Genomic DNA, 14,031 nt, shown 5'->3' on the forward strand with positions numbered 1-14,031 from the left:
CAGATAATTCCCGGTTATTCGTCATAGATAAAACCTATCAAAATATGCGTTGTGATAGTTTAAAACGATTTAACAACATCTACTACCGAGTCTATATTTTCGTTGATTCCGAAAAAACATAACCCGATATCATTAATTTAGTCTTTTATTTTCAGATTTATAATCTACAACGCTGACGTATTTCCGGAGGGGAAATGAAAAGAATAATTCTTTCATCAAGTCTGATTTTTATGCCTACAATGAGCAGTAATGTGAATGCGGCAAATGGGAAAGTTGCTTTTACCGGAGAGATAATTCAGTCTGCCTGTCAGGTTGTTTCTGGCGACCGTGATAAACAGGTGTTTCTTGGAAAATACGCGACCTCAGCATTTCCAACGATAGGTTCGACGTCTGGGGCTAAAGCCTTTAGCATTAGCCTGGAAAAATGCGATGCGGGCAATTATACGTTACGTTTTGATGGCCCGACCCCTGAAGGTCAACCCAACCTGCTGGCGGTCAGTAAAGCAGTAGGGGTGGGTATTGAACTGTTGGCTAATAACGATAAACCGTTCCCAATTGGGCAGGTTACCGGTGATGACGCTCAATACCAGAGTGTCGCCAGCTCCAGTGATGCCTCAGGAACAACGACGTTCAACCTGCGTGCCAGGTATAAATCTTATCAGCAAAACGTTGTTGCGGGTGAAGCGAATGCGAATGCGACCTTTACCGTAGAATATAAATAACCATGATGAAAAATGATGCGACGATAGCGACGGTCTCAGCGTTTTTTAGGGTTTCTAAATCGAAATTGTTATTTATCTTTTTCACACTCCTGATGGCATTTTGCTTTTTCGCGGAAGCGGGGGTACAGATTGAAGCAACAAGAATAATTTACAATGCAGATTCGAGTTCAGCCTCATTATCCATTAATAATGACAGTGACGATCCTTATATGGTGCAGTCATGGTTAGACAATGGGGATAAAGAGGCGGCAAACAAAAATGTTCCGGTGGTGGTGACGCCACCCATACTGAAGCTTGCAGGTAACAAAGAGGCAATACTTCGGTTTATCTATTCCGGTAAGGGGCTTGCCACCGATCGTGAATCGCTGCTTTGGGTAAATGTACAGGAAATACCGCCCGCTTCGCGAGAAGAGAATGTTTTACAGGTTGCTATCCGTACCAGACTCAAACTTTTTTACCGACCTGTGAGTATTAAGGAGACGCTGCAGCATGAGGCAGCACGTTTGGTATGGCAGCGCAAAGGCAATAGTCTCAGGTTAGTGAATAACAGTCCCTATCACATAACGCTGAGCGCTGTCACTTTAGGCAGTACCGATAGCAAAAGGGTAAAGCTCAGTGAAGATATGGTGAAGCCGTTCAGTGAGCTCTCTCTGCCGGTACCACCAGGATTAATGAACGCTAAAAAACTCAGTTTCACTTATATAAATGACTACGGTGGTCATACAGAAATTAAAGATGTTGATATAAATTGATGGATTTCGAAGGACCAGGGTAATGGCGTGCAATATGATAAAATTAAGCCCGAAGGGGAAAACCATCAGGCTTTCTAATATCCTTATGGTCATTTCTCTAGGGCAATATACTCTACCCCACCCAGCCATGGCGGAAGATAAATTCAATTTATCGTTCATTCATGGTGATAATAATGCTATGAAGATCCAGTCAATGAGAGAGGGAGATGATATTGTACCGGGTAATTACCCCACTGATATTTATTTAAACAATCAAAGAGTGGACCACCGGATGCTCTCTTTTGCAAGAGAACAGCCACAATCAAAGATCCTACCCTGTATTACTGTCGGGCTTTACCGTAACTATGGTGTAATCCTCCCAGCAGAGGAAGGAGCTGCGAAGGAAGAAGCGTGCTTTGATATTGCCACCCAGCGCCCCGGTTCGACTCTTTTAGTCGACCCGGGCAAACAGAGACTAGATATTACCGTTCCCCAGCTGTTTATGGTTAATCACGCTCAGGGGGCCATACCTGTGTCCGTCTATGACGATGGCATCAATGCTGGCTTTGTAAACTACAGCTTTAGCGGAAACAGGAATGCCTATAACGATAATGCGAATCATAACGTTTCAGAGTACGCCTTTATCAGTGTTAATAGCGGTGTAAATATCGGAAGCTGGCGATTTCGTAATAACTCTGTTTATAGCAAGCGCTCATCCTGGTCAGGTAAAGGTAAAAATATTGCTTCCTGGGCTGAAACCGATCTCACTGCCTTGCGAAGCCGTCTTACGGTGGGTAAAACCAGCACCAGCAGTGACGTCTTCGACAGCATTCAGTTTATGGGCATTCAGATAAGCTCGGCGAAAGAGATGCTACCGGACAGCCTTACTGGCTATGCGCCGGTGGTACGCGGTGTTGCTACCTCTAACGCGCGGGTCGATGTCAGGCAGAACGGATACACCATTTACAGTACAAACGTCGCGCCCGGGCCATTTGCCATTTCTGATATTTACCCCAGCAATCTGAGCGGCGATCTCTATGTGACCGTTATTGAGGCAGATGGGACTAAAAACAGCTTTGTCGTACCTTATGCTTCAGTGCCCAATATGATACGCCAGGGGCAGTGGCAGTATCAGCTTACCGCAGGCAAATATCAGAATGGATTTACCGCCTATACGCCCGGTTTTATTGAGGCGACGGTTTCCCATGGCACAGGCTACGATTTAACGCCATATGGCGGCTTCATCGTTGCCGAAAACTATCGCGCTGGCGTTACCGGGCTGAGTAAGAGTCTTGGATCGCTGGGCGCGCTTTCATCAGCACTCTCTTTATCAGAGACCCATACGGTATCGGGTGACAGTAAAACGGGTACCGCTCTGAAGTTTATTTATGCAAAGTCTCTGGCAAAGACCGGTACAGAGTTTAAGCTGACCGGATCACGTTATCCTGGTAGCGGATACTATGAGTACGCTGATGCCGTAGCCGAACGCGACCGCTGGGAAAATGGTCGCTATAGGAACATCTACTGGGATAACCATAATTATTACGACGACTCAGCGGATAACACACAAGCTCACCGGCATGTTTATTATACCCGACACTTTAGTACCCGCAGGCAGAAAGTAGAAGTGTATGTGAATCAGCAGATTGCTGGAAAGGCGAGCGTTTTTATTAACGCCAGCGGTCAGAGTTATTGGGGGGCAAGCGGTATTGACCGGAGCCTCCAGATAGGACTTAACAATAGCTTCAGGGATATTGTGTATGGCCTGTTTATTCAGGATACGCAAAGTAACCATCATTACAATGACCGTAGCTTTAATCTTAGCCTTTCAATTCCCTTTAATATCGGGAAATCCCGAACCGTTATGGGTAATTTCAGTGCCAGCCACAATAAGGCAGACGGCAACGGATTCAATACGGGAGTAAGCGGTTCTCTGCTTGATGATAATCGCCTGAACTATTCCGTGCAGACGGGAAATACCCAGGGATCCAGCCCAGTTAATTCGGCAAATTTGGGCTATCAAAGTGGCATCGGGAACGTTGACGCAGGCTATAGCTATGGCGGCGGGACCCAACAGGAAACCTTAGGTCTCGCGGGGGGCATCGTCGTGCATTCAGGCGGTATTACGTTAACGCAGCCATTACAAAATACATTTATTTTGGTAGAGGCAAAGAATGCTTCAGGTACCCGCTTGGAAAATCAACCAGGCGTCGCTATCGATCCTTTCGGTTACGCCGTAATGACCTCTGCGGTACCATACCATCATAATCGTGTGGCGCTGCGCACTGCCGATATAAAAAACGGTGTGGATATACCTATCGCCGTAAAAGATATCGTCCCCACCTATGGTGCCATTGGTCGTATCAAATATAAAGCGTTCACGGGGCAGAGCCTGTTAATCCACAGCACAAATCGAAACGGGATCGTGCCGCCTCTCGGCGCGGCTGCTTTAAATTCGGAAGGCATCAGTAAGGGTATTGTGGGGACAAATGGCGATATTTTTATCTCAGGGGCCAGTGCAGGGGAGCGGATTTTAGTTAAATGGGGAGAGGCTAAAGATGAAAGCTGTCACTTTCTTATCCCTGACTTCAGAACTAAAAAAGGCGAGATAACCGCTGGATATCGTGAAACAACCCTCGTCTGCGCGAAAAATTAAGGGGATAACATGCACCATCTTAAAAATATTAGTAAATGGCCATTGTTTAGCCTGTTATTAATCCTTTCTTTGGGATATTCAGTAAATAGTTTTGCCCTGGCGTGCCGGGGTGAGTCGGGTAGTGTCAGACAGATTATCAATCTTGATAAGCCCATTGATGTTTCAACGGCAAATAAAGCGGCAGGTACGCTGCTGTGGCGTTCGCAGTCCTATACGTCCAAATTTACATGTACGGATGACCATTGGCACCCTGAGGGAGAGAACGCCTATCTGTACTGGGATCCTGCTAACGCAATGGGACGGATCCATAACTCGATTGAAGTGGGCGTAACTTATCAATCTATTGATATTAAACCGGTTAAAGGTGCTAAAAGTGACGTCGGGCCTGCTACCCGGTGCGTACGGTACAACAAGGGTTGCCATACACCCGCTGAGCCATTAACAGTGACCGTAACCTATTCCGTTTATATAAAATCGACAGGCAATCCGCCGCCTGCGGGGGGTAAAATCAATGACAACGGAACCTACTCTCTCTTTCAGGTGGATGGCGTTCTGGGTCTCAACTCGATTAGGGACAGTAATTTTAATGCTTATATTACCGGACTGGGGAATATAAAGTTTATTTCCTGCAACCCTAAAATCACGATCGCGGGTAATAACGGCAGTACCGTTGAATTTGGTCATATATCACGACTGAACGCGGTGGCGGGTAAAATCGAGAAGCAGGTGCCTTTTTCAATCCTTACCAGCCTGGTAGACAAGGATTCCGGACAGGATTGCCAGGGCGAGACGCTGGAAGCCAGCTTTAGTTCAACTTATCCAGTCAGGGATATGAGCGTTATATTACCGACTAGTAAAAGTGGGTTTGGTATCGTTATTTCCCAGGCAGAAACCCCCGGAAAGGCGATTCAAATGAACACACCTGTCCCTCTCGGTGTTATTAATGGCGAGGTTGTACAGAAGGATTTTTTCGCAAGTCTAAAATGGCTTAATACCAGTCCGCAGATAGGGCCTTTTTCTGCCTCGGCAAACGTGGATGTCACCTTTAAATAGTCGGGCTTTGCGTCAGTTTTTTTCAGGTTTTATCCGGGTGGCAGGTTTTAAAAAAAGCAGTTTCGGTTATTCGCATTAAAGGACATAAACCCAGTGCGGTAAATCTCCGGGAGGGATTTCCCCATGATTTTATAAGGTGATAACAATGACCAGACATGAATTTCTGCTGCACTTCCGCCGCTGTTCCAGGCTTGAAACGCTTGAAAAGGTGTATGAGCACCTTATCCATACCCGTCCAGCAATGCTTGTCGATATCATTGCCAGCGCATACGATCATCGTAAGGCCGAACTGGTCACCGGACGCCTGTACGATCGCGTCCCTGCGGCAGTGTGGACTTTTGTTAAATAATCTCTTTATCCCTTGCCGGGGCTGAGTGTGATGGGGCAAACGGGCAGCGTCAGAATAGCCCGGGCGGATCGGCGATCCCCCCGGAGAGGTGATTACCTCAGTACCTGCGGATTGACGCAATTTTTATCGACCCTGCCGGTCAGGGCGGTAATCAGGTTATCGACCGCATCCTTCGCCATGCCGTAGCGGGTTTCATGCGTGGCAGAGCCAATGTGGGGCAGGGCCACCACGTTTGGCAGCGTAAGCAGCGGTGAGTCAGCAGGAAGGGGTTCTTTCTCGAATACGTCCAGACCGGCAGCGTGCAGAGTGCCGTCGCGCAGCGCGGCGATCAGCGCCTCTTCGTCAACAACCGGCCCGCGTCCGGCATTAATCAGCACTGCGCCCGGTTTCATCTTCGCCAGCTGTTCGCGCCCGATCAAATGATGCGTCTCTTCGGTCAGCGGCAGGCTGATGCAGAGGAAATCAGACTCACTGAGCAGCCTGTCGAGATCGCACCAGGTGGCGTCAAAGCGCTGTTCGGCCTCTTCATGATGCCTGCGGGCGTTATACAGAATGGGCATACTGAAGCCAAGGTGAGCGCGCTGTGCCAGCGCCATGCCGATACGGCCCATCCCGAGAATGCCCAGCTTTTTATGGTGAACGTCAACCCCAAACCAGTCTGCGCCGATGCTGCCCTGCCACTCACCGGCTTTCACCCGATCGGCAACCTCAACCACGCGTCGTGCGGCGGTCAGCACCAGCGCCATCATGGTATCGGCGACGGTTTCCGTCAGCACGGTTGGCGTGTGCATCAGTACCACGCCGCGCGCGTTCAGGGCATCAACGTCGAAATTATCGTAGCCAACCGAGACGGTTGAGGCCGCGCGCAGCTTTGGCGTTTTTTGCAGGAATTCGGCGTCAACTTTGCCACCGGAGCCCAGGATACCCTCCGCCTGCGCGAACGCGTCGGCATGCCTGCTCAGCGTTTCCGGACTCAGGTCGCTGAGCTCGGTTACCGTAAAATGATCGTCGAGCTTTGCGCGTAAATCATCGGGTAAGGTCTTATACAACACCACTGAAGGTTTCATTCTTTGCTCCCTATTTGCAAAAGGTTGAGGATCGGGCTCAGGCATGTTTAGCGCCATTAGCCAGCGGTGGCTGAGTATTCGCGGCGGGCTTAACGATAAGCGTCAGCCACACGGAGATCAGCAACGACGCCCCCATAAATATATACGATGCAGAAGGGCTGCCGGTGGAGCCATTCAGATAGCCCACCACCCAGGAGCCGAGGAACGACCCCAGCGCGCCCATGGCGTTAATCAGCGCCATCGCCCCGCCGGCAACGTTGCGCGGCAGCATCTCCGGGATAATGGCGAAGAATGGTCCATAAGGGGCATACATTGCCGCGCCCGCTACCACCAGCAGCGAGAAGGAGAGCCAGAAGTGGCTGGCACCGATAAACCAGGAGCCTAAAAACGCCAGCGCACCAATCAGCAGCAGGGGCCAGACGAACAGTTTGCGATTTTGTAATTTGTCAGACGCCCATGAAACCACCAGCATGGCGATCGTGGCGGCCAGATAAGGCACGGCGGAAAGCCAGCCTGCCTCAACCATCCCCATCTGGGTACCGTTGCGCAGAATCGACGGCAGCCAGAGTACAAAACCGTATACCCCGATACTCCAGGTAAAATACTGCATGCACAGAATAATGACGTTACGGGATTTAAAGGCTTCGCTGTAGTTGCGCACCGCCTTGATATTCTCCTGCTCCTTTTGCAGCTGCGCCTGCAAAGCAGCCTTTTCGTCGGCGCTCAGCCATGTTGCCTGTGCCGGTTTATCCTGCACCATAAACCACCAGGCTACCGCCCAGATCACCGCCGGAATGCCCTCAAAGATAAACATCTCCCGCCAGCCGAAGGCGTTAATCAGATAGCCAGACACCACCGACATCCACAGGACGGTGACCGGATTACCCAGAATAAGAAAGGTATTGGCGCGGGAACGCTCGGATTTCGTAAACCAGTTGCTGATATAGATAAGCATGGCGGGCATGACGGCGGCTTCCACTACGCCGAGGACAAAACGGATCACCGCCAGCATCGGGATATTACTGACCATACCGGTCAGCGAGGCGCAGACGCCCCACAGAAGCAGGCAGACAAACACCAGTTTCTTGACGCTGCGGCGCTCTGCATACACCGCGCCAGGGATCTGGAAGAAGAAATAGCCCAGAAAAAACAGCGCGCCCAGCAGGGATGACATGCCTTTGGTAATGCCGAGGTCATCGTTGATCCCCGCTGCCGACGCAAAGCTGAAGTTCGCTCTGTCGAGATAGGCCAGGCTGTAGGTAATAAACACGATGGGCATGATATACCACCAGCGTTTAGGCGCGATTTTACTCTTTTCCATCGTAATACCTCTTGAGTGAGGGGCTAACGCCGGCTGTGTCACTGAGTGAGTTAAGCGTTATTTTCCGGGTATCAATAGCTGTCACCCAGCGCGTCGCGGGTCGGTAAGCCTTCACTGTCACCGATGGCCTGAATCGCCAGTGAGCCGATTTTATTGCCACGCCGGATAGCCTGCGGCAGCGTTTTTCCTTCCAGCAGGGCGCTAATGACGCCAACCGCAAAGCCGTCACCGGCCCCCACGGTATCCACCACGTTGTCGGTTTTAATCGCTTCAACGACGCCTTTTTCGCCCTGCGAGGTCTTGTACCAGGCACCGTCGCAGCCGGTTTTCACAATCACTGCTTTTACCCCCTTGTCGAGGTAGAAGTCAGCAATGGCTTCCGGCTGGTGGTGACCGGTCAGTATTTTGCCTTCGCTGATGCCGGGTAGCACCCAGTCGGCATAGCCCGCCAGCATATTAAGCTGTTTGACCATCTCGCGCTCACTCGGCCACAGCACCGGACGCAGATTAGGATCGAACGATATCGTTTTGCCTGACTGCTTCATCTGCTGCGCAGCGTGCTCTGACAACGCCAGGGATGAAGCCGACAGGGCTGCCGACACGCCGCTTAGGTGCAAATGGCGGGCAGCACCAAAGTAGTCACGGTCAAAATCATCCACGGAGAGATGGCTTGCGGCCGATCCTTTACGAAAATACTCAACCAGCGGGTCGGAACCGTCATCAACCTTCGACTTCAGCTGGAAGCCGGTAGGAAAGCGATCGTCCGTCGTAACCCGGCGGTAATCAACGCCCTCTTTTTCCAGCTGCTGGCAGATGAAACGAGCAAACGAGTCATTGCCCACGCGGCTGACCCAGCCAACCTTCAGCCCCAGTCTGGCCAGGCCGATGGCGACGTTAAGTTCGGCACCGGCAATACGCTTAACGAAGCGCTCAGCCGCTGCGAGGTCCCCGGTATCGCTGGCGACAAACATCGCCATCGCTTCGCCAATTGTGACCGCATCGAGCGTGCCGTTTTTATGGGTGGTCATCGGTTATTCCTTTCGCAGCAGATCAACGTAGTGTCGGGTGATGGCAACCAAATCATTGCCCACCAGGGGGAATTCTATCGCGCGCGGCACATCGCCAGGCAGCCGCGCCAGGGTTTCACGCCAGAGGTTATCAGCCTCATCCAGCGCAATGGCGCGCCAGCCTGATTTATCTGCCACCGCCGCCTTAACGTGGATATAGCGGACAAAGCGGCTGAGGCGCGCCGCCGCGGCAAGGGGATCGTCTCCGACCCACAGCCAGTTGCCCATATCGAAGGTCATGCCCGTTTCATTCTGCGCGCCCCCGCCGTCGTTAAACCAGCCCTCCAGCGCAGCAAGTTTGCCCTCACCGGTCTGATCGTTTTCCACTAACAGTTCAACCGGCTGCCCGGAAAGATGCTGCTGTAGCTGCTGACGACATACATCACGCGGGTAGTGCCCCAAGGCGTATTTTAGCCGCTGCGCGCCTAACTGCTGCGCCTCCGCAAGATGGTGGTCGATATGCGGGTTAAGCTCACCCTGCGCGGTAAACAGCGCTTCCGGCACCGAATAAACGGCCTTAAGTCGCGCCTGGGCAATGGCGGCACCTGTTTCAGCCAGATGATTCAGGGCCTCTGCCGTAAAAAGCTCACGGCGGATCTCCACGCCGTCTGCACCTGCCTCCGCAACGATCGGCAGTAAAGCCTGCTGGCCACCCCGTTGTTCAACACACTCGCGGCCATAGGCAGCGGTTACCACTATTATGTCTCTTTTCATCGCATTCTCCTGGCTCAAACGGCCATGACGTTACAAAAACGTTAAATGGAACCGGTTCCAAAGCAAAGGAGAAGAGTGTGGTTTTATGATCGCGCTCACGATGTAAACAATTTAATTTAAGGAAGTTCTGAAAAGCAGAGCGGGGTGGCGTTCGGGGTGATTATCAGGGATGTGAAGGTGCGGCACATAATATTTTTTGTGCAGGAAATCTTCCAGTCTTTAATGCTTTATTTACGTGCTGGAAGGCCTTCTGGAGCAACAGACAGGGTTGAATCCGGTCGAGATTATGACGGACACAGCCGGTGCCAGCGACGTTATTTTTGGTCTGTTCTGGCCGCCGGGATATCAGTTTTCTCCGCGGCTGGCGGATGCCGGAGAAGTCATATTCTTGCGGATCGATAAAAGCGTCCATATACGGCGCACGGGATGAACTGGCAAGAGGATATGTGGAGTTACCCAGAATTGAAAGTCACTGGGATGAAATGATGCGGGCTTCCTGTTCCCTGAAGCAGGGCATAATCCACGCATAGGAGCTTATCGGGGTTTGAGGTGGTGCGGTGAACAGGTGTTATGGGCTTAGAACTAATAGTTGCAATGTGTCTGTTTTCCCTTTCCCTATGCAATTTGAGCAAAGATGTAATTTTTCGCATTTGCGATTAGTGACATCCTCATACAAGTATGATTTGCACTCATAGAGCCCAGGGTGTTCTGAGTTTTCTCCGATATTCCAAATTTTTTCGAACTTGGCCGGATGTTCTGTTTTCGTAACAGTTTTACTGTTGTTATACACTGGCATTCCGCTTTCTTTTCATGCCAATAAGATGGGTGAATTTACCCATAATATAAATGTGGTCTTTTGAAGGTATTCCAAGCCTTCGATTGTTGATTGTCGTCACTTTTTGGGCAGGCCATGCGTATCCCGATCGCTTTTTTGAGCGATTCAACGTAAGGGTTATTACCCGCCGCGAATAATTTGGCTTAGGAATGGCGGCGAGTATGATGCGGCTATTGTCAGCCGGTGATGCCGTGAGCGTCCCCGCGCTGGCCGAGGATTGCACACAACAGGGAAGACATTTTATGTCAGCAATACTACCAAAAATCAGTTATCCGGTGCCGTCGAACAGGAATGGCACCGAGTTTTCCTCAGCGGAAGACCTGCTCGCCGTCCTCGGCGGCGAAAGTTCGGGGCAGTATCTGGTGGGGAGTCAGGGGATGTGGCACGGGGGCATTCACATTACGGATGCAACGGTGCCGTGGTGTGCGTTGAGCACCGACAGCGAGGAGGAGAAGGCCTGTCTCCGGCAGCCTTACAAAGGGGAGCAGTTTATCCGGTGCATGGCGGACGGCGAAATCGTGGCCTTTCGGGTGTGCAGGGATTACGCGAGCGAGGCCATTCCCTGGCGGGATGAGCATTTGCATCTGTCCACCTCCTTTGTGCTGGTCAGGCACCGGATTCAGCCGGGCAATACGCCCGCCAGCGGGCTGACGTTTTACACCCTGTACATGCAGCTTGCCCCCTTTGCCGCGTACGCCCCGCTGGGTGGGGTGCTGGAACGAAAAACCAGGGGCACTCAGCGCTACTACGCCAGCGCGGACGACGTACTGGCCGGGAAGGCCGGCGGCACGCTGGCGAAAGACACGGTTGTCACCCTGAGCAACAATATCATTACCCGCCACAGCGACGGCCGCCAGTTCACGGAGGTGACGATGGCCGCAGAGATGAAGAACGCGGCGGGCGTCACGGTGCCGGCCGGGACGAAGGTCTGGACGGTGTCCGATCAGGGCTTCCTTATATCCGCCGCGCCGTCAGTCCCCGCGCCTTCATGGTGGGCTAAATGCTCGCCGGCCTACGGTTCGCAGCCGGCCGGCAGCGTCAACTGCACCGCCCGCACGAACTGGCAGTATTACCTGAGCAGTGACGACGTGCTGCAGGGGAAAAAGGCGGGTGCGCTGACGGCGGGCTTCCCGCTGACGTATGAGCCGGGCAATACCGCGCAGCAGGTGACGCGCCCGGGCAAAACCCCTGACGGGGCTTCACGCGCGTTTAGCCTGGTCACGCAGGGGCGCGACGTGGGCAAGCTGAAAAAGGGCGACCGGGTCTGGGTGGTGTCTGACGGCGACAGCCTGACGCCTCAGACGGTGACGGCCTCCGGGGGGCATCCGGTGTTTGGTGACGTGGTGGTGCCGTCCGTGCCCGTCGCGATTAGCGGCGGCGACAGCATCGGGCATATGGGTTTTTACCAGCTGCCGGAGGAGAACGGCAAGCGGTCACGCTATCAGGTGCATATCGAGTGCCTGAGCATGGACGACAGTCTGCCGGCGTTTCTGACGAACCCGGAGCACGCGGGCGAGCAGTCGCCGGCGTTCCTTAAGTACCCGGAAGGCGCGACGCTGTTTGCCAAAAATAGCGAAGGCGAGATGGCGGACAGCACGCGCAAAACGAAGGCGCCGGGCATTCTGACGCTGAGCAAGGTGCCGGTGCTGGAGGCAGACGGTCAGCCGGCGTATTACCAGATACGGCCTGAAGGGGGCTGGGTTGCCGCCGCAGATGTTCAAAAAATCTCGCAGTATGCGCTGGCAGACCGTGGATTTGTGACGCTGAACAAGGCCGGGGCGAGCTTTGACCTGATAAACGGCACCCTGCAACCGGATAACATCGTGAAGGTCATTCTGGAGCAGTTGAAGGCGGCCGCGCAGGCAGAAACCCGGCCGGCCTATGCGCTGAATCAGTATAACTACCAGCGGCTGCTGGAGCAGATTGACAGCAACAAGGACGGGCATTACTCGATTGAAGAGTATCTTCAGGCTATCCACATTGTTTCTTACCGCGACCGTCTGCAACGCATTATCGCGAAACATGCCAGCGAGTGGTATTACGGCAAGGATGATCCGCTGTGGAAGACGTATCTTGATACGCTGAAGACGGACGGTGCGCTGTGGAAAACCTACCTTGAAGCATTTATAGATAAAATGGCGTGGATGAAGCAGGTACAGGGCATGGGGCCGGAGCCGTGGCATATGCATCCGGTGACGTTCTTGGATGCGATAACCCCTAAGGGGGGGCTTATCACTTTGGCCATGCTTAGAAAAATATGGGTTGATAGCCGTTATGCCAGTGATGATACGTTGCAACAGGTAGCGACTGAACTAAACGCCAATTTAGATTTGTGTCATTTGAACAGTGAATTCCGGTTGTACCACTTTATGGCTCAGGTTCGTCAGGAGGCGGGGGCTAACTTTTCTATTAGTGAAAACTTGAATTATGCGCCAGCTGCGTTGCCTGTTTTCTTCTCGTATTATCGACGAAATCCAGCTGAACAAGAATTGGATGGGCGTACATCCTCCCATGCGGCAAATCAGGAAAATATTGCTAATAAAGCCTATGGTGGAAGAAATGGTAATAATATGCCAGGAGATGGGTGGCGTTATCGTGGGCGTGGTATGAAGCAATTGACTGGAAGGAGTAATTATAAAAAATTCACTGAATACCATGTGTTGAAATGGGGTGGTGATATTGATTTTGTAAACAAACCGGAGTTGCTGGCAGATGATATAAAGTATGCGGTGAGATCTGCTCTAGCTTTTTGGGATGATAATGAAATATATATTCAGGCTGATAAAGGATACTCCTTAGATGTGTCTTTGGCTGTTACAAATATAGTGAATAGCGGACTTTCATTGGATGAGAAAAAATTAAGATATGAAAATCTGGAAGATTTTTTAGCTAGAAAAATCTTCCAAGGTGTTTATTGATTAATCATCAATGGCTATAAGTGCGCCAACCTCACTTCCCTTTATACAATCAAGGGAAGTGAGGTCCCTTCCATCTTTCATCACAGTTAGTGAAGTTTTTGGGATTTGTTCGTCAGCTATTCGGTCAACGCTTGTTGTTAATCTGTAGCTATAAACCCCATTATTTATTTCAATTGAATTAGTTAAATATCTCCCTGATGAATTGCCTATATTTATATCAAGTTGTTCTTTTTTTCTTTTTAATTCAATATCAGGAGGAAGGTTATTTTTTCCAAAAGAATATGTAATGTACTCCAAGTCTTTGTATAGGCTGACGTGCTTTTTGTTTTTCATGTCGCATTTGAATATCAAATCATTTGCAATTACATTAAAACTTAGTGTCATTAATGTAATTAAAATGACCGTGGTTGTTTTTTTTAACCTCATGATTAATTCACCCTATTGTTATAAAGAAATCCATTATCTCTTGAGAATTTTTAAGTTTACGAACAATGCGACGTATTTTAAATCGAAAGTTGGTGTTTAGTGTACGTCTTTCTGTCTTAAATGAGACCGAAGCCGAGTTGGTCCTCATGTTGGGATTATTAAGAAAGGATCT

At 51.0% G+C, this 14,031-nt stretch carries 11 protein-coding genes and 1 pseudogene; 7 read left to right on the forward strand and 5 right to left on the reverse strand.

The annotated features are described in order from the left end of the window. Positions 1-194 precede the first annotated feature (194 nt). The 5 genes from AC4PCC_RS00065 (at position 195) to AC4PCC_RS00085 (ending at position 5,511) form a co-directional block, all read left to right on the forward strand. Entirely contained in the window at positions 195-722 is a 528-nt protein-coding gene (locus tag AC4PCC_RS00065; protein ID WP_492125981.1) for a fimbrial protein, read from the forward strand. A gap of 92 nt (positions 723-814) precedes the next feature. After that, positions 815-1,474, forward strand: coding sequence for a fimbrial biogenesis chaperone (locus tag AC4PCC_RS00070; protein ID WP_492127597.1), 660 nt, complete (start codon positions 815-817; stop codon positions 1,472-1,474). A gap of 34 nt (positions 1,475-1,508) precedes the next feature. Continuing rightward, positions 1,509-4,109 carry a fimbria/pilus outer membrane usher protein gene (locus AC4PCC_RS00075; RefSeq protein WP_492125982.1) on the forward strand — a complete coding sequence of 867 codons (2,601 nt, stop codon included), beginning with the start codon at positions 1,509-1,511 and terminating at the stop codon, positions 4,107-4,109. 9 nt (positions 4,110-4,118) lie between these two features. Continuing rightward, positions 4,119-5,162 (forward strand): fimbrial protein, encoded by a 1,044-nt coding sequence (locus tag AC4PCC_RS00080; RefSeq protein ID WP_492125983.1) that lies wholly within the window; start codon positions 4,119-4,121, stop codon positions 5,160-5,162. A 145-nt stretch (positions 5,163-5,307) separates the two neighbouring features. Beyond that, positions 5,308-5,511, forward strand: coding sequence for an Hha/YmoA family nucleoid-associated regulatory protein (locus AC4PCC_RS00085; RefSeq protein WP_492125984.1), 204 nt, complete (start codon positions 5,308-5,310; stop codon positions 5,509-5,511). 92 nt (positions 5,512-5,603) lie between these two features. Here AC4PCC_RS00085 and ghrB read toward each other — a convergent pair whose 3' ends face one another. From ghrB to AC4PCC_RS00105, 4 genes are all read right to left on the reverse strand, one after another. Continuing rightward, the gene (gene ghrB, locus AC4PCC_RS00090; protein ID WP_492125985.1) at positions 5,604-6,578 is read right to left on the reverse strand and encodes a glyoxylate/hydroxypyruvate reductase GhrB; all 975 of its coding nucleotides are present in this window, start codon (positions 6,576-6,578) and stop codon (positions 5,604-5,606) included. A gap of 37 nt (positions 6,579-6,615) precedes the next feature. Then, a complete protein-coding gene (locus AC4PCC_RS00095; RefSeq protein ID WP_345829537.1) occupies positions 6,616-7,899 on the reverse strand; it encodes an MFS transporter in 1,284 nt (427 codons plus the stop codon). A 71-nt stretch (positions 7,900-7,970) separates the two neighbouring features. Then, positions 7,971-8,927 carry a sugar kinase gene (locus AC4PCC_RS00100; protein WP_492125986.1) on the reverse strand — a complete coding sequence of 319 codons (957 nt, stop codon included), beginning with the start codon at positions 8,925-8,927 and terminating at the stop codon, positions 7,971-7,973. A gap of 3 nt (positions 8,928-8,930) precedes the next feature. Then, complete coding sequence (locus AC4PCC_RS00105; protein ID WP_492125987.1) at positions 8,931-9,680, reverse strand: sugar phosphate isomerase/epimerase family protein; 750 nt, start codon at positions 9,678-9,680, stop codon at positions 8,931-8,933. Between the two features lie 229 nt (positions 9,681-9,909). Here AC4PCC_RS00105 and AC4PCC_RS00110 point away from each other — a divergent pair. Beyond that, positions 9,910-10,207 (forward strand): annotated as a pseudogene (locus AC4PCC_RS00110) (Tn3 family transposase); the annotation flags it as partial. A 550-nt stretch (positions 10,208-10,757) separates the two neighbouring features. After that, positions 10,758-13,433, forward strand: a complete 2,676-nt coding sequence (locus AC4PCC_RS00115; protein WP_492125988.1) for a glycoside hydrolase family 19 protein — start codon at positions 10,758-10,760, stop codon at positions 13,431-13,433. Here AC4PCC_RS00115 and AC4PCC_RS00120 read toward each other — a convergent pair whose 3' ends face one another. Beyond that, entirely contained in the window at positions 13,434-13,859 is a 426-nt protein-coding gene (locus tag AC4PCC_RS00120; RefSeq protein WP_492125989.1) for a hypothetical protein, read from the reverse strand. Positions 13,860-14,031: the final 172 nt, after the last annotated feature.

This window comes from Erwinia sp. L03-1, from assembly GCF_058686115.1.

Excerpts from the sequence above, each read along its gene's own strand:
- AC4PCC_RS00070 (WP_492127597.1), top strand. The coding sequence starts at position 815 with ATGGCATTTTGCTTTTTCGCGGAAGCGGGGGTACAGATTGAAGCAACA.
- AC4PCC_RS00105 (WP_492125987.1), bottom strand. The coding sequence starts at position 9,680 with ATGAAAAGAGACATAATAGTGGTAACCGCTGCCTATGGCCGCGAGTGT.
- AC4PCC_RS00075 (WP_492125982.1), top strand. The coding sequence starts at position 1,509 with ATGATAAAATTAAGCCCGAAGGGGAAAACCATCAGGCTTTCTAATATC.
- AC4PCC_RS00100 (WP_492125986.1), bottom strand. The coding sequence starts at position 8,927 with ATGACCACCCATAAAAACGGCACGCTCGATGCGGTCACAATTGGCGAA.
- AC4PCC_RS00065 (WP_492125981.1), top strand. The coding sequence starts at position 195 with ATGAAAAGAATAATTCTTTCATCAAGTCTGATTTTTATGCCTACAATG.
- AC4PCC_RS00120 (WP_492125989.1), bottom strand. The coding sequence starts at position 13,859 with ATGAGGTTAAAAAAAACAACCACGGTCATTTTAATTACATTAATGACA.
- AC4PCC_RS00085 (WP_492125984.1), top strand. The coding sequence starts at position 5,308 with ATGACCAGACATGAATTTCTGCTGCACTTCCGCCGCTGTTCCAGGCTT.
- AC4PCC_RS00115 (WP_492125988.1), top strand. The coding sequence starts at position 10,758 with ATGTCAGCAATACTACCAAAAATCAGTTATCCGGTGCCGTCGAACAGG.
- AC4PCC_RS00095 (WP_345829537.1), bottom strand. The coding sequence starts at position 7,899 with ATGGAAAAGAGTAAAATCGCGCCTAAACGCTGGTGGTATATCATGCCC.
- ghrB (WP_492125985.1), bottom strand. The coding sequence starts at position 6,578 with ATGAAACCTTCAGTGGTGTTGTATAAGACCTTACCCGATGATTTACGC.
- AC4PCC_RS00080 (WP_492125983.1), top strand. The coding sequence starts at position 4,119 with ATGCACCATCTTAAAAATATTAGTAAATGGCCATTGTTTAGCCTGTTA.